13 protein-coding genes are annotated in these 15,433 nt (G+C 56.2%); 4 read left to right on the forward strand and 9 right to left on the reverse strand.

Annotated features, from left to right (window positions below; all coding sequences use genetic code 11):
• Positions 1-193 precede the first annotated feature (193 nt).
• Positions 194-2,053: a lipopolysaccharide assembly protein LapB gene (locus RBB47_RS07270; RefSeq protein WP_305985103.1), complete on the forward strand. Its 1,860-nt coding sequence runs from the start codon at positions 194-196 to the stop codon at positions 2,051-2,053.
• Between the two features lie 43 nt (positions 2,054-2,096).
• On the opposite strand, the gene RBB47_RS07275 is transcribed toward RBB47_RS07270, so the two are convergent.
• The gene (locus RBB47_RS07275; RefSeq protein WP_305985104.1) at positions 2,097-3,239 is read right to left on the reverse strand and encodes a polysaccharide pyruvyl transferase family protein; all 1,143 of its coding nucleotides are present in this window, start codon (positions 3,237-3,239) and stop codon (positions 2,097-2,099) included.
• On the reverse strand, positions 3,236-3,967 hold the full coding sequence (locus RBB47_RS07280) for a cytidylyltransferase domain-containing protein (RefSeq protein WP_305985105.1): 732 nt from the start codon (positions 3,965-3,967) through the stop codon (positions 3,236-3,238). Before RBB47_RS07280 ends, RBB47_RS07275 begins: the two co-directional genes overlap by 4 nt.
• Before the next feature lie 296 nt (positions 3,968-4,263).
• Between RBB47_RS07280 and RBB47_RS07285 the strand changes: the two genes are divergently transcribed.
• Entirely contained in the window at positions 4,264-5,127 is an 864-nt protein-coding gene (locus tag RBB47_RS07285) for a class I SAM-dependent methyltransferase (RefSeq protein ID WP_305985106.1), read from the forward strand.
• 15 nt (positions 5,128-5,142) lie between these two features.
• On the opposite strand, the gene RBB47_RS07290 is transcribed toward RBB47_RS07285, so the two are convergent.
• Both RBB47_RS07290 and RBB47_RS07295 read right to left on the reverse strand, forming a co-directional pair.
• Positions 5,143-6,039, reverse strand: a complete 897-nt coding sequence (locus tag RBB47_RS07290; RefSeq protein ID WP_305985107.1) for an N-acetylneuraminate synthase family protein — start codon at positions 6,037-6,039, stop codon at positions 5,143-5,145.
• 240 nt (positions 6,040-6,279) lie between these two features.
• Positions 6,280-7,092: a ferredoxin--NADP reductase gene (locus RBB47_RS07295; RefSeq protein WP_305985108.1), complete on the reverse strand. Its 813-nt coding sequence runs from the start codon at positions 7,090-7,092 to the stop codon at positions 6,280-6,282.
• Between the two features lie 510 nt (positions 7,093-7,602).
• On the opposite strand from RBB47_RS07295, the gene RBB47_RS07300 reads away from it, so the two are divergent.
• Positions 7,603-8,571: a GlxA family transcriptional regulator gene (locus RBB47_RS07300; protein ID WP_305985109.1), complete on the forward strand. Its 969-nt coding sequence runs from the start codon at positions 7,603-7,605 to the stop codon at positions 8,569-8,571.
• A gap of 55 nt (positions 8,572-8,626) precedes the next feature.
• Here RBB47_RS07300 and RBB47_RS07305 read toward each other — a convergent pair whose 3' ends face one another.
• Complete coding sequence (locus RBB47_RS07305; protein ID WP_305985110.1) at positions 8,627-9,394, reverse strand: sulfite exporter TauE/SafE family protein; 768 nt, start codon at positions 9,392-9,394, stop codon at positions 8,627-8,629.
• Positions 9,395-9,615: 221 nt separating this feature from the next.
• Between RBB47_RS07305 and RBB47_RS07310 the strand changes: the two genes are divergently transcribed.
• Positions 9,616-10,836: a winged helix-turn-helix domain-containing protein gene (locus RBB47_RS07310; protein WP_305985111.1), complete on the forward strand. Its 1,221-nt coding sequence runs from the start codon at positions 9,616-9,618 to the stop codon at positions 10,834-10,836.
• Between the two features lie 60 nt (positions 10,837-10,896).
• Here RBB47_RS07310 and RBB47_RS07315 read toward each other — a convergent pair whose 3' ends face one another.
• From RBB47_RS07315 to RBB47_RS07330, 4 genes are all read right to left on the reverse strand, one after another.
• On the reverse strand, positions 10,897-12,303 hold the full coding sequence (locus tag RBB47_RS07315) for a nicotinate phosphoribosyltransferase (protein ID WP_305985112.1): 1,407 nt from the start codon (positions 12,301-12,303) through the stop codon (positions 10,897-10,899).
• 56 nt (positions 12,304-12,359) lie between these two features.
• On the reverse strand, positions 12,360-13,424 hold the full coding sequence (locus tag RBB47_RS07320) for a bifunctional nicotinamide-nucleotide adenylyltransferase/Nudix hydroxylase (RefSeq protein ID WP_305985113.1): 1,065 nt from the start codon (positions 13,422-13,424) through the stop codon (positions 12,360-12,362).
• A 135-nt stretch (positions 13,425-13,559) separates the two neighbouring features.
• Positions 13,560-14,561, reverse strand: a complete 1,002-nt coding sequence (locus RBB47_RS07325) for an AraC family transcriptional regulator (protein ID WP_305985114.1) — start codon at positions 14,559-14,561, stop codon at positions 13,560-13,562.
• Positions 14,562-15,410, reverse strand: a complete 849-nt coding sequence (locus tag RBB47_RS07330) for an oxidoreductase (RefSeq protein WP_305985115.1) — start codon at positions 15,408-15,410, stop codon at positions 14,562-14,564. It lies immediately after the preceding gene.
• Positions 15,411-15,433: the final 23 nt, after the last annotated feature.

Consider the following 15,433-nt stretch of genomic DNA (forward strand, 5'->3'; position numbering starts at 1 on the left):
AAGCAAGCCTGAATACGCGCCAACTCAATGAACTTTCTGTCATTCCCCTTCCCGAGTTGGGGAACACCTGCGGACGTCACGCCTTCTCCCGTTCAATATCCCCAGGGGAATTGCTGCTTGCCCCCTGCCCGACTGCACCCCTTGAACCGTCCTGATATGCTCGGCGACGTGATTCCAAAGGGGCCTGGTCAAGATGGCAACGCAGACGGCGGCAAATCCACTACGCGAGAAAATGCTCAAGGGGCTTGCGTATCAAAAGTCCGGCGAATTCGAAAAAGCGCAAAGGTGCTACAAGCAGGTCCTGAAGAAAGTGCCCAAGAATGCCGACGCACTCCATTTGCTGGGCGTGACCTATCGGCAACTGGGTTTCCCCAAACGGGCGCTGGAATACATTCAAAAAGCCATCGAGATAAATCCGGGCCAGGCGCCGTTCTACGCCAACCTGGCCCGAACGATGATGGATATCGGGTCCGATCCGGACAGCCTGGTCGCCGTTTCAAAAAAGGCGCTTTCCCTAAATCCCAATGAAACGGAGGCGCTCAACATCAAAGGGATCGCGCTGACGACGCTTGAAGAGTGGGATGAGGCCGAACAGACCTTCGAAACGCTGATCGCGCTTAGGCCGGGTTTCGGCGATGCCTATCAGAATTTCGGCCTGCTCCTGCGCAAGCAGAAGAAGTTCGAGCAGGCACTGACTTTTTTCGAGCGGGCAGTCGAAATGCTGCCGAACTCTGCGATAAACTATGTCGGACGGGCGCGCTGCCGGATCGAACTCGATCAGCTCAAACAGTCCGAAGAAGAGTTGACTGTTGCTCTTCAGAAATTTCCGGATGACGCCGACCTCGCGCACGAGTTTGCGCGATTGTGCTTCAAAAACGGGGAGATCGACGAAGGGCTTCCCTTTATCGAGCGTGCCCTGGAATACGCTCCCAAGGACCCGGACATTCATGTGACATACGGCGTTATGCTTCACAGCAATGGCCGCTTCGGTGATGCGACAACTGCCTTGCGCAGGGCAGCCGATTTGTTTCCCGCCTCTCAGCGTGCGACCGCGGAATGGAACCTGTCGCTGGCCTATTTCGCAAACGGGCAAATGGAAGAAGGCTGGGATCTTCACAAGTCGCGCCTTGATGCCAACCTGGCGACGGTCATTCAAAGAAAGTTCGACGTTCCGGAATGGGAAGGTGAGGACATCGGCAAAAAATCCATTCTGGTCTGGAACGATCAGGGGATTGGCGATGCCATCCGAAACGTTTCTGTTGTGCATGATCTGTGCGACCGGTTCGAGAACGTCATTCTGGAAGCACCGGTAAAGCTGGAGCCGCTCTTTAAGCGGTCATTTCCCGAGATTGTCGTGCGCCCCAGCCAGTTCGACCGCGAAACACTTGAAGCAACTCGCGATGATTTCGACACCCACTGCTGCATCTCGGATCTGGGCTTTCACCTGCGGCGCAACGTGTCTGACTTTGAAGCGGCCCGGCGGCCTTTTTTGAACTTCAATCGCGAAAAATCGCTTGAATTCATCGAGCGCCTCGGACCAGCGGCAGACAAACCAATCGTTGGTGTTTCCTGGCGGTCGCGCAACCTCGCCCCGGCGCGCGCCCGCTGGTACCTGAGCATTACGGACTTCAGCCCGGTCATCGAGACTGAGGGGGTGACCTTCGTGAACCTTCAATACGCGGCTCTGGAAAAGGAATTGCGGTGGGCGAAGGAAGCCAAGGGAGTGACACTTCACAATTGGGACGACGTCGACCTGATGGATGACCTTGATACGGCAGCTGCATTAACGGCATGCATGGATCTTGTGGTCAGCGCGAATACAAGTGTCGCGGACCTGACAGGTGGTCTTGATGTCCCCTGCTGGCGTTTCGGATCGATTTCGACAGTCATCCTGCTCGGTCAGCAGAACTCGCCCTGGTATCAGTCTACGAAATACTATCGGATCAAGCCTGATCAGCGCGCCAAGGACATTGTGCCAGATCTTGCTAACGATCTAGAAACCTGGACAAAGACAGCCGATACGACGGCGCGACGCGAAAGACTCGGGCTTTGATCCTGCCCGCGTTTTTTAAAGCACTCCACGCTGGACGTGGTCTTCAGCGCTCATTCAACAAGGCAAAGAGCCGGCCGTGAAACGCCCGCGTTGTTTCGCGGAACTCTTCCAGTCTTTCGGACATATTCTGCTTCTGTGCGTCTTTTGAGGCGAGAAGCTTTTCAAGCTTTTCAGCAATAAATGGGCCTCCGCCGGCATCGCTAGCGTTTTGCGTCGACAACCAGTTGTTTTCAAGACCGGCTTCTTTCAGGAAAAATCCGACCTTGTCGTGGCTGCCGAGACCGACGGTCACCGTGTTCATGCCGAAGGGGACGATGTTCGCATGCCCGCGCATGCCGATCGTCAGATCCATCTGGCGGTAGGTATCGGCCAGAAAACCGACCTGGGCGAAGGCAGGCGGATAGATATGAGACGCAGCATCTTCCAGATTGATGATGCGATCGCCCAGCCTTGCCTGAAACAAGTCCCACACATCGCTGTCGATCCGGTCGACGAGATGCGGAATGAAATAGACCTTCATTGCCGGGTGGGTGCGGCTCATCAGGTCGAAGGCGTCACACAAGGCGTCGATAAGAGTGTGGCGGTTTTTCTCCCAAGGCTCCGGAAACCGGAAATGCGGCCTGTCGCCAGCCCAGTTCAGGCCGATCTTGATATCCGCCGTGTCGCCGTCCGGCAGATTGAAAGCGTGTGGCTCAACGTACATACCCGGGTCGGGAATGATATCGATGCGATCCCCATCCAGGCCGCCCGCGATGAGCGCGTCCTTGCTGCCCTGGTTCCGGACGCTGAAAAGCGATGTCTTGGCCTGTGTCGCCTTCAGGTGCTCCATGGCAATCGGCAGGAGCTTCATCTGATCGAAGTAAAAGGCGTTGTAGCCGATGCCGTAGGTCGCGAGCGGCACTCGGATGCGCGCCAGATCCTCGAGTGCAATGTTGAACTGCCAGCCTGACCGGCTGCTGTCCTCTGGCCGATGAAAGATCATGCCGCCACCGCCGAGAACCATCAGGTCGCACGTGTCGTTGATAAGGTCGATCAGGTCGGTATGAAAAACCGTCTGCTGACAATGGATCGGCAAGAAATCAAGTTGCTCGGGTGCATCTTCCTGCAGAACGCGCATCTGGCCTTGCTGGAGCGCCAAATCACCGTAGTTCCGGCTCCATCCACCGACATGCGCTATTCGGATCAATGCTCTGCCCCTCCGTTCACCAGGCTGACATCAAGGTCAAAGCCGGGAGCTTTCAAAAAATGCTCGGCCATCGCAAAATCGTCGAGTGAGTTGATATCCAGCGAGTGCAGCCTGTCCATGACGAACGGGCGGGCGTCTTCGGTATGGAAAGTCTTCTTTTCCTTCAGAACCGAAGGCGATGCGATGTAGATGCTGCCGTTCACGCCGAATACGGGCTTTATATTCTGGCGCTGCGTATTGGGATTGATACCTTCCAGGACCGGCACCAGCGTGTCCTCTTCGACCCAGCGCAGGCTGATCAGCGGCGTCAGGCTGCGGTACACCGAAATCACGGGCCGCTCGGGGTCTTCCGCAAATCTGGCAAGCGCCTTTTCCACGTGCCAGCTCCGTCTTAACGGCGAGGTCGGCAGAAGCATTGCAATGGCATCGGGAAGCGGACGCCCCTGCTCTTCCAGCCAGGCGATGTAGTGAAGAATGACATGAACGGCGTGAACGTTGTCATTGGCGAACTCGGCCGGTCGCATGAAGGGCACCGGTGCACCGTATTCGGCAGCGACGTCGGCAATCTTCTGATCATCTGTCGACACGACGATTTCGCTGACGGCCTTTACCTTCGACGTCTCTTCGAGCGTCCAGGCTATCAGGGGCTTGCCTGCAAGTTTTTTGAGGTTCTTTCCGGGGACGCCCTTGGACCCACCGCGCGCGGGGATCAAAGCAACACAATTCATGCTGCACCTTCTGAGCAAAAATAGTCGATCAATACCAGTGCCCGCCATTGCTATTGACCTCCACAATTCTACTAATGGCACCTTGTTTTCAATGTGCGCTCAATAGATTTCTGTATTTTCAACAAGATATCGATGCAGACTTCCAAGAATAACAAGAAACACACTGAGCGAATCAACACAGTATGGTTGACGCTTATTCAGGCCGAGTATTGAAACCAACAGAATTTTTACAGATCCCGCTCATGTCCATGCCGATCCCCCTTCCCCCGTATCAACAACAGCTGAAAGAGCTGGGCTTGATTTCGGATGAAACGACACTGGTCCACTGGCCACGCACCAGGGACAGCGACATTCCGGTCCTGCGCGACCAAAGAAGCGGCGTGATTTTTCTGGAGCGCCTGCCCGACCTTCAAGCTCATTACGACAACAAGACGATCAGTGCCAAGGCAGATGCCGAAGTCCTGACCCGCGAAGGTGTGCTTACGCTGAAGCGCAATGATGATCTCGACAGACGTCTTGCACAGTCCATCGATCTGGTCTCAGGGCGGAATATCTGTGATTTCGGAACAGGCCGCGGGCTCTATCTGGACCACGTCGTTTCTGCGGCCAGGAGCGTCAGTGGCGTCGAGATTCGAAAGGACCTTTGCGATCTGATCGGCCAACGGTTGGGTGACAAGGTTTCCCTTTACACTGATATTTCTCACGCCCCGGTTCCGTTTGACCTGGTCACTTTGTTTCATGTTCTTGAGCACATTCCGGACCAGATCGGCATATTGCGTGCAATCTTCGATCAGCTTGCCCCTGGCGGACAGGTGTTCGTCGAAGTGCCCCACGCCCGGGACTTTCTGACGGAAGACATACAATCCGCCGCCTATTGCGATTTCACCTATTGGAGCGAGCACATGGTCCTGCACACGCAGGCAAGCCTCGCGGCCTTCCTGAATGCGGCAGGGTTTGTCGACATTTCAGTGAGCGGCTTCCAAAGATACGGTCTTGCGAACCATCTCTACTGGCTGCAACACGGCAAACCGGGTGGTCATGACAAATACGCCCATCTGGTCAATGACGAAGCGGACGCAGCCTATCGGCGCAATCTGATCCAGCGTGACAGGAGCGACACCCTGATTGCGCTCGCCAGAAAACCCGACGCTGTGATTTGATCTTATGGAAAGGCTTCAAGCCGTCGCACGTTCCGGCGGAAAGTCGATCGTCTCCGCCTGAAGCGTGTCATTGCGCCTCAGCTTCTCTGCGATGGGCTTTTCGTCATCATAGAATTTCAGACTGCCGTCCCCGCGCACGACTTCAAGCCGCCGCAACTGACCAACGAGCTCGGCAAGCTCATCCATCTCGAGAGACGCTTTCTGGTCCGAACCCCAGTCGGAACGATCAAGCGTTACGTGGCGCTCAATGGAGACTGCCCCCATGGCTGCTGCGCACACGCTTGGCATGATGCCACTCTCATGCCCTGAGAAACCGATCGAGAGATGCGGAAAGGTGTCCTGCAGGGTTCTGATCCCCAGGAGGTTTATCTCTTCGTCGACCGTCGGATAGGTCGAGGTGCAATGGTAGAGGCAGGCAATCTCGCCGCCTGCATCTTCAATCGCCTCCACCGCACGCACGATCATCGGTAGGTCGCACATGCCGGTCGAAACCAGCAGCGGCCGTTTGGTCTTTGCGCAGTGAACCAGGAAATCACGATCCATGACCATCGCCGAAGCGATTTTCAGATAGCGCGACTGGTACTGCATGAGAAAATCAACGGATGCCTCGTCCCACGGAGAAGCAAGCCAGTCGATCTCAAGGTCTTTTGCAAGCCTGTCAATCGCATCGTACTCGGCCTTGCCGAATTCAAGACCGCGTTTCAGATCACCGTTGGTCGGGCCGAAGACATTGTCGCGCGCTTTGGCCAGTTCAAGCTCGGTATAGACCACGTCTATGGTTCGCTTTTGAAACTTGACCGCATTGCAACCCGAAGCCTTTGCGCAGCGGATCATCTCCAGGGCTTTGTCGATATCACCGTTATGATTGATGCCGATTTCGGCAATCACATAAATTCGGTTGTCGGAGATCATGGCAATTACCTTAGCTACCCTTGGAGACCGCGCGCTCAGTTTTCCGCGCTTGTTCTGGTTATCTGCTTATTGTCTTGCCATTGGAGACTAGGCCTGTCCACCCGACAACGGAGAACTTGTGGACATGCGGCGTGCTTTCTTTGGAAAACCTTAAAAAACTAAGAAAAACAGACAAGGCCCGCGAAGTTGCGGGCCTTCTGAAATATCCGGTGCTTCCGGAGCTGTTGAATGCCGGAAAGCTTAACCGACAAATGCGCGCTCGACGACGAATTCCGCCGGCTTGTTGTTTGCGCCTTCCGTCAAACCAGCTTCCTCAAGAAGAACCTTGGTGTCCTTGATCATGTCCATGGAACCGCAAATCATGCCGCGGTCGATTGCCGGGTCGAGCGGCGGAACGCCAAGGTCCTCAAACAGCTTGCCGGACTTGATAAGATCCGTGATCCGGCCCTGGCGCGGGAAATCCTCGCGCGTTACGGAGGTGTAATGCACCAGCTTGTCCTTGGCGAATTCGCCGATCAGCGGATCGTTGATGGTTTCCTCGACCAGATCCTCGCCATACTTCAATTCGGCAACTTCGCGGCACGTATGCGTCAGGATGACCTGATCGAATTTTTCATACGTTTCAGGGTCGCGGATCAGGCTGGCAAAGGGCGCAATACCTGTTCCCGTTGAGAACATGTAAAGCCGTTTTCCGGGAATGAGAGCGTCATTCACCAGCGTACCCGTCGGCTTCTTCTTCATCAGGACCGCATCACCGGGCTGAATTTTCTGAAGGTGCGATGTCAGCGGGCCGTCCGGAACCTTGATCGAAAAGAACTCCAGTTCCTCATCCCAGGCCGGGCTGGCAATAGAATAGGCCCTGTAAAGCGGCTTGCCGTTGATCAGCAAGCCGATCATGACGAACTCGCCTGACCGGAAGCGAAAGCTCGCCGGGCGGGTCATCCGAAACCGGAACAAACGGTCCGTATAATGCTGGACGGTCGTGACTTCTTCTATGAAGACACCGGCCGGTGCAGCGGCTTCAAGATCGGCAGGTTTTGCAAGTACGTTCATATTCGTCGAATTCCGTGGGTCATCGCGCATCGTGGCTTATGCTCCATTTAGCCCACCCGATCATTGACTTGAAGCAACCCGGAACCACGAATCGGCGAATTTGCAAAAAATTCATCCAAAAATACCGAGTTTCAGATCACGTCTTTCGACAGATCCGGCATGGACCGGGGATTGAGTGCACATCACCGGTCCACAAGCGCTTTTTTCCATCGCCAGGGCGAAGCGTTTCGAGACTTCAAAATGCCTTTTCGCTCCGGCGAAACTCTTCGTCAACCGTAGATGAACTGCGTATCACGCTCCTGGCAAGTTTTCGCGTTCGTTTATGACAAACTCGAGAATGATCTTTGCCGCTGTTTTTTTTATTTGACAGACAAATAGAAAATGCAAAAATTACTGAAAGCTCAATAAAAATGCCTAATAATACCTTCCAATGAGGCAAAGTAAATGTCCGGACGCGCGCACGAAGAATCAGGCCAATCCATAGCATTTGTGCTCATGGACAGGTTTTCAATGAACGCATTCGCAAGCGTCATTGAACCACTCCGCTTAGCAAATCGTCTTCTTGGCCGAGAGTATTACACTTGGACAACTTATTCCCTTGACGGAAATTCAGTCGTTGCCAGCAACGGCTGCGAAGTCATGGTGAATAAAGCTATTCGTGAACTTGTCGATGCAGATATAACACTGTTGTGTACTGGTATCGATGTCGAACGACTGCCGCTCGACTCAGACCTCGGCAACAAGCTTCGACGCCTCAATGCCATGGGCCGAACCTTCGGTGCCATCTGTACCGGCGCTTATCTGCTTGCGCGCTACAATCTTCTTGATGGCCGCCGTTGCACAATCCATTGGGAAAATCTGCGGTCGCTCAGGGAAGAATTTCCTGATGTCGAGGTTACCTCGGACATATTTGCCATCGACCGCAACTGCATCACCTGCGCGGGCGGCATGGCATCTCTCGACATGATGTTGCGGCTGATCGCAATCCAGCACGGTGCCTACCTTGCGCATGAAGTCGCAGAGGTGGCCCTTTACCAGAACATGCGCTCCGGCGAGTCGGCGCAGCGCCACGATATCGAGGCACGCACCGGCATTTCCAACGCCAAGATCCTGGATGCCATCCGGATCATGGATTTTCATATCGAAGACCCGCTGAGCTGCCAGCAGCTCGCCATGACGGTCAACCTGTCTCCCCGCCAGCTGGAACGCTTGTTCCGCCGTCATTTCAACTGCACACCTGGCCAGTATTATTTGCGCCTTCGTCTCGAGACGGCCCGTGACCTGCTGCGCCGGACCAGCCGTCCGGTTCTCGACGTCGCCCTGGCGTGCGGGTTCGCGTCCACGTCGCACTTCACAAAATGCTACCGGGAACGCTTCTTGTGCACGCCGACGGAAGAGCGGCAGTCGTACCAGTGGGCCAATACCAAGACGACATCCGGCGTCGGTACAGCAACGCCCATGCGGCTGGTGGCCAAGTAACCAACCAATTGCAGAACAAACCAGAAAACGCCGCAGCGATGCGGCGTTTTTTTGTTCAATAGAGCCGCCAGAGTCCCAGCGGGACCAGATATATGCCAAGCCCCAGGATCGCGCTCAGGATCAATCGTCGGAAAACTGCCTCTGACACCCGTCGCCGGATCTTCTGCCCGACCCAGACACCTGACAACGCCGGTATGACCAGCACAAGCGAGGCAAAGGCGTCGCGCCCGCTCATCAGACCAAAGCCTCCCAGGGAGGCGCCCAGCGCGACAGTCGAGAGCAGGAAAAACAGGCCCATTGCCTGTATGAGTTCGTCTCGTTTCAATCCGAGAGCCTGAAGATACATCACACCGGGCACCGTGTAGGATCCGGTGAGGCCGGAAAACACTCCGTTTATCAGCCCGATCACAATGCCGACCGGTGTGACGCTTCGTTCGGGAAGCGAGAACGACAGTCCGGCCAGCATCGGCACCGCGTAGGCCACCATCAAAAGCCCCAGGACCAAGTCCGCCGCGCCTTCCGGGATCTGTGTGAGAATGAAGGTACCTGCCGCCAGCGTGAGAACTGCCGTCAGAAGAAACGGCCAGATCCGGGTGACGATCGGGACCAGATGCCCACCGGAAAAGCCCTGCCAGGCGTTGGTCAAAAACGCGGGCCAGAGGATCAATACGATCGCCTTTTCGACCCCGACGAAAACGGTTATCAGGCCAAGGCCGATCGTGGGCAGGCCAAGGCCGACAAGTCCCTTGACGAAACCGGCGAGGACAAAAACGAGAAACGCAATCAGCAGAAGTGGCGGGCTCATTCCCAGAAGTTCAGTCACACCCGCGTCCTATTCCCTGTCTCACGCTGTTTCAGCGGTTTTGTGTCTTCAAGTAAACCAAAGCACGGATGTGTCGCAACAAGGCGACCGATTCTATGGCCGAGGTTTTCTGTTTGGTGCCGTTGCGCCACGCGGGTCGTCATCCCCAGCTGAATCGCTTTCAGGTGGCAGTGCTCGCAAATCAGATTCCCCGGCAGGTATGATGGTGCTAGCTTCCCGGGATGTCAGCCCCTGCCCTACCACGAGTGTCCAACTCGAATGCCCGCCGCCTCTTTCTGAAAAAACACGGTCTTTGCGCGCACCCCAAAGGCAGCGGCAAGGGAGACGATCTGTCGGATGTCATTGATGAGCTGGGTTTCGTGCAGGTTGACAGCATCAACACGGTCGCCCGTGCCCACCACATGATTCTCGCCGCACGCCGGCCCGCCTACAAGGAGAAGAACCTCAAGCGGCTTCTTGAACGCGAGCGAAAGCTGTTCGAGCACTGGACGCATGACGCGTCCATCATTCCGACGGACTTTTTTCCCCATTGGCAATTGCGGTTCAAGCGCGACCGGGAAAAGCTTATCGATCGCTGGCGCAACTGGCACCAGAACGAGTTTGAGGAAAAACTCGAGGATGTGCTGAAGAGAATAAGCGAGCACGGGCCGGTCACCTCTGCAACCGTCGGGGAAGACGAAAAGAGAGGATCCGGCGGCTGGTGGGAGTGGCATCCCTCCAAGACAGCCCTGGAATTTTTGTGGCGTTCGGGCGAATTGTCGGTCTGCCGGCGAAACGGGTTTCAGAAAGTTTATGACCTGACCGAGCGCGTCATTCCTGAACAGCACAGGCTGCATCATCCGGATCCGGACGAGACAATCGACTGGGCGGCAAGATCCGCGCTGGACAGGCTCGGATTTGCAACCTCCGGCGAGATCTCCGCATTTTGGGACCTGATCACCCCGCATGAGGCCAAGATCTGGTGCCAGGACGCATTGAAAGATGGACGGATCATTGAAGCCGAGATCGAGTGCGATGGCGGTGCGGCAAGGCGGGTGTTCCTCTATCCGGACACTCTGGCCGAATTCGACGATGCGCCCGATCCACCCTCCAGAGTGCGTGTCCTGTCCCCCTTTGACCCGGCCCTCAGGGACCGGAAGCGCGCCGAGCGGCTGTTCGGGTTTTTCTACCGGATCGAGATCTTCGTTCCCGAACCCAAACGGCAATATGGCTACTATGTCTTTCCCGTCATGGAGGGAGACGGGCTGATCGGGCGGATCGACATGAAGGCACAAAGGGACGAAGGCTGCCTTCAGGTGCGCGCCTTCTGGCCCGAAAAAGGTATCCGAACCGGCAAGGGACGAGTGTCAAAACTGGAGGCAGAACTCCAACGGATTGCCAGGTTCAGCGGGTGTTCCGAAGTCGGCTTCGACAGGGACTGGTTGCGCGAGACGTCCCCCTGACAAAGGTAAGGGTCTGCAGGCAGCATTGATTGAACTGCCTGCAAAGCCATTTCTTTGGTGTTATCCGGAAACCTCTGTCAGCAGTTCCGAATAGGCGCGCGCCCGCACGTCTACGAAACTCTGGTCCCGCACAAGCTCGCCATTGCGGTAGGCCACCTGCAAGTGATCCTGTCTCAATCCAAGCGCATCTTGCCTGACAGAGGTTAGTTTTCCAGTCGCCTCAATGACCGCCTGTCGGCCGGCCTTGGACGCTTTTGCCGGATCGGTCGCGGGATTCTTGGAGATATCGCGCCAGGTTCCGTCCGCAACCCTCATGGCGTTGGCTTTCATCGCAAAGCGCATTGTATCGCGGTTGACATGCTGCAGCAGCCCGCCACCCATGCCAAAAGCAATGTTGTCGACTGACCATTTTTGCTCCACCAGTTCGCCGACGAGCTTCTCGATGGTCTTCAACGTCATGCCGTCGCCCTGAATGACCCTGACTGCCGGGTTGAGGACCTTTGCGCCCTTTGAATTCTCGTGCCCGCCATAGCTGTTCCAAAGCATTTCCAGGACACGAATGGGTGTTTTAACCGGGTTGCCGGAATCTGGACGGATCACCACGGTCACTCCGGAGCGGAGCACCTTTTCCTTCAGCGTACCGCACCAGATTTCGCCAACTGCGTGGTCAATATCGTAGCTATCGGAAACGACAGCCACGAGCCGGTCTTTCTGCGCGAACTGGTCAAGCATGTTCGCATAGGCTTCCTGTTCGCGCTCTGGTCCCCAGCTTGTCATAGTGGAGTGCTCGGCCGCTGGAATGGAAAGGCCCGCCACATCGGCGGAATAAAAGGCCATGGCAGCCTCCAGGCTCTCCATCGTGTCGGTTCCAACGAAATTGACCAGATGCGCCATCCCGCCGAGCGCAGCGCTTTCGGCAGAAGACACGCCCCGCGCGCCAAAGTCGTGCAGCTTGAACGGGATCTGACCGTCAGGGTCTTCCGATGTTTCCATAAGCCCGCGATAGATCGCTTTCTTGGCCTTGTAGGACAAGGTCGCGACGGTGGACGGATACCAGACCGAACGCAGTAGTGCGGTCTCTACCCAGGTCGTCAGCCACGGCATGCGATCGTCGGTGTTTTCCACTTGCACCATGGGCACGCCGCTCGGTACGAGCGTTCCCTCCGGCAATGCCTTGATCTCCAGAGGGAAAAAGCCGCCGTGATCGTGAAGGATCGCCTTCCAGCCGACATGATTGAATGGCACGCCATGCACCGCGCAAATCTGGCGCGCCTGTTCGATATCTGCCGCCGTGATCGGCGTGAGCAACGTTTTCTTCAGGTAGGACTGAAGTCCAAAGAACAGGACCTTGTCGGAAAACCCGTTGTGGCGCGCTTCAACATAGGCAGACACAATTCGGGCTTCCGGTGGGTATTGCTTGAAGTGCGACTGTTTATAGCTGTCGGTCGCCAAAAGAGGATTGGTCATTGTGAACTCCTCACGTGACATTATTCGGTTTCCGGCAGGACTCCCCTGCCGGTGTTTCAAAGGTCGGCCATGACATCGATGATCGACCAGTGATCTTCAAAGAACTGTTCGGGACAAAGGTCACCGAGGCGATGCCAACTTGCTGCGCGGGCGTCGTCTCCTCCGGTTACGGAGAAGAGTTCGCGGCGCTCAGGAAGCCGGAACAAAAAAGCATGGGTGACGATGCGTCCGCGCAAGGACCTGTCCGGATGATCGAACACCCGGGTTTTGGTCCCGTCGATAAACGAAGCGAGCATCGCCGGCGGAATTTCACCCTTGTGATCGCTGATTGCGGTCTCTTCCTTCAATTCGCGAATGGCAGCATCACGGATGCTTTCGCGCGGATCCAGAAAGCCGCCCGGCAAGGCAAACAGGCCCTCGCCCGGTGCCTGGCCGCGCTCCACAAGAAGTATATTGCCGGACTGGATGACAACCGCATCAACAGTGACAAACGGGCCTTTGCCCCATTCCCTCGGATAGGCCTCCAGATACTCGGCTTCCTGGAGCAATTGTCGGAAGGTCTGCGTCAGGGAAAACGCTTCCAGCCAGTCAGCAACTTCTTCCGACAGAACGGACCGTGAGACCGCCGGAATACGCTGAAACAGTTGTTTGCGCACATCAGTCGATGAAAAGGTCCCGTGCTGGCTGTCCAACTGGATGTTGCCCCACTCGGGAAACAGTTTCAGATAGTAGCTCGTGCGATCCTTGCCGTATCCGGCCAGTGCGATTTTGATGTCCTTGAGGCCGTGCAGAACGACGCCGGTCTTGTTGTAGTCCGCCAGCACGATGTCATTCACACTGCGCTGTACTTCGGCGCACCAGGCCGCGTCCGAATACGGATGATCCGCAACGGGTGCCACAATGAGCCTGCCTGTCGCGATCTCATGCTTGAAGACTTTCGAGAACATGTCTTCGCGTTCGGCAAAAGTGAAGGGATTTCGCGGATCACGTGCCTGGCGCGCAGATCCGATCAGGACGATCAAGGTGTCGACCTTTTCCAGCGCTGCGCGAACCACCGTTTCGTGCCCCACATGAAGTGGCTGGAAACGGCCCACGAACACGCCGTAGTCATATCTGGACATTCGAGACTCCCTCGAACTGTTTGTGTGTCAACCGAACTCCTCGGTCACACAAAACATAATACTCGAATTGAGCATAATCAATCGAAGCGTGATCAAATCCTGTTGCAAATGCGTCGCTTGGTTAATGAAAAGGCATCAGGACGCCATGAATGCCTGCCGGCTTGCTTCGGGTGTTGAGCCCGTCCAGCCGTGAAACGCCCGGATAAAGGAATTCGGGTCGTCATACCCAAGAAGGAATGCGATTTCCGCATTGGAATAATGGGTTTTCTGGAGGTAGATCGTCGCGATATCCGCACGTACCTTGTTGAGGATCGCCTGAAAGTTCGTGCCTTCGCGGGCAAGTTTGCGCTGAAGAGTTCGCGGGCTCATGGCAAGGCGCCCGGCAACATCGTCAATTCCCGTCAAGCCGCCGGCCATCATTTCCGAAAGGCTCGCCCGGACGCGCTCGGACAGCGTTGCGTTCTGTTCCAGCTCGCTCAGCCGCTTCTTCAGGACCGGCTCGAATACGGCGAAGAGCGCATTGTTGACGCTCAGAAACGGCAGTTCCGTATCGGCCTTGCGGAAAACGATTCTGTTTTCTTCGCCGGCAACGACAGGCACGCCGAAGAAAGACCGGTAGGCCGAGATTGCGTCAGGCGGAGTTTTTGCCTCCACCCTTGCCGGCGAAACCGCCTGGTGCGTTGCCGTGCGTCCTAGATGGACCAGGAACACCAGTTCCATCAGCACAAAATTCGTCGGCAACTCGAAATGATCGGCCATTTTAAGCGTGACCGACATCTCCGTATCGGTCCGCTCCAGTTCCAGCGTCATGGGGCAGATGATCGGCTTGTATGTGCTCAACCGTTCCAGTGCGACCTTGAGATTGGGACTGCAATAGGCGGCAAAGAGCGGCGGGCTGAAAGCTTCGGGAGCAAACGCCTGAACGAGCGTGAGCGGCAGCACCGGATCGTCCATGAGCGTTTCAAGACTGCTCCATAACCGGAAATAGGCCTCGGTCTCCAGCTCCGGTGTCGATTGGGACAGAAGCCCGGGCGGCAGACCGGCATGACGCAGCAGGTCATCGGTGTTGATGCCGAGGGCCGCCATCAGTCCGGCCCAGCCAATGTCGATTGTGAACTTAGTGGCCGGGTGCTTCATTCAGGCCTCCTTCATCACCCGCTTTACCTGACTCATGATCAGACGGTCAAAAGCACGATCAGGCAACCAGTGACGGAAGAACAGCAACATTGCGGCCATTTTGCCGCCGTGATAGCGCGTCCGCGGTTTACCGGTCTTGATGGATTTCATGATCAGGTCGGAAATGACGCCCGGTGGAGAGCCGACGCCGTCCTTGTAGGCGCCGGACATGGCTTTCGCGCTGGCATCGGCCATGCTGGCATAGGGGCCCGACCCTGACCGCTCCAGCATGGGGCTGCTGACGACATCGCCGAATTCGGTGAGAATGATGCCGGGTTCGATGATGATCACATCAATTCCGAACTGTGCGACTTCCAGGCGCAGACAATCCGACCAGCCTTCAAGAGCGTGTTTGGTGGCATGATACCAGGCGCCGAGGGGAGAATAGATCTTGCCGCCAACCGAGCTGACATTGATGATCTTGCCGAAGCCGTTTTCGCGCATCGCCGGCAGAAGCAGCTGAGTCAGCCGGGCAAGTCCAAACAGGTTGACTTCAAACTGGTAACGGGCTTCGCCGAGACTGGTGTCTTCGATCGCCCCGTACATGCCAAACCCGGCATTGTTGACCAGAACACCGACGCCGCCGCACTCGTTGTGGATTTGCTCAACGGCGGCCAGAACATCCTTATCGCTGGAGATGTCCATTGCGATCAGGTGCGCGCCCGCTTCTTCCAGATCGCGCATTTTTTCCAGGCGGCGGGCGGCCACGTAGACCGTGTACCCTTCATTGATCAGCCTGAAGGCCGCGTCCTTGCCCATTCCGGCAGACGCACCTGTCACCAGGGCGGTTTTCTGAAACTGTGACGACATGATCGCTGTCTCCAATCCAACTG

Source organism: Roseibium sp. MMSF_3544 (assembly GCF_030732845.1).
GTDB lineage: Bacteria > Pseudomonadota > Alphaproteobacteria > Rhizobiales > Stappiaceae > Roseibium.

What these genes read in the sequence shown, in the direction of transcription:
- RBB47_RS07280 (WP_305985105.1), bottom strand. Translation starts at nt 3,967, where the DNA reads ATGAATTGTGTTGCTTTGATCCCCGCGCGCGGTGGGTCCAAGGGCGTC.
- RBB47_RS07295 (WP_305985108.1), bottom strand. Translation starts at nt 7,092, where the DNA reads ATGAACGTACTTGCAAAACCTGCCGATCTTGAAGCCGCTGCACCGGCC.
- RBB47_RS07330 (WP_305985115.1), bottom strand. Translation starts at nt 15,410, where the DNA reads ATGTCGTCACAGTTTCAGAAAACCGCCCTGGTGACAGGTGCGTCTGCC.
- RBB47_RS07310 (WP_305985111.1), top strand. Translation starts at nt 9,616, where the DNA reads ATGTCAGCCCCTGCCCTACCACGAGTGTCCAACTCGAATGCCCGCCGC.
- RBB47_RS07320 (WP_305985113.1), bottom strand. Translation starts at nt 13,424, where the DNA reads ATGTCCAGATATGACTACGGCGTGTTCGTGGGCCGTTTCCAGCCACTT.
- RBB47_RS07325 (WP_305985114.1), bottom strand. Translation starts at nt 14,561, where the DNA reads ATGAAGCACCCGGCCACTAAGTTCACAATCGACATTGGCTGGGCCGGA.
- RBB47_RS07315 (WP_305985112.1), bottom strand. Translation starts at nt 12,303, where the DNA reads ATGACCAATCCTCTTTTGGCGACCGACAGCTATAAACAGTCGCACTTC.
- RBB47_RS07270 (WP_305985103.1), top strand. Translation starts at nt 194, where the DNA reads ATGGCAACGCAGACGGCGGCAAATCCACTACGCGAGAAAATGCTCAAG.
- RBB47_RS07290 (WP_305985107.1), bottom strand. Translation starts at nt 6,039, where the DNA reads ATGATCTCCGACAACCGAATTTATGTGATTGCCGAAATCGGCATCAAT.
- RBB47_RS07300 (WP_305985109.1), top strand. Translation starts at nt 7,603, where the DNA reads ATGAACGCATTCGCAAGCGTCATTGAACCACTCCGCTTAGCAAATCGT.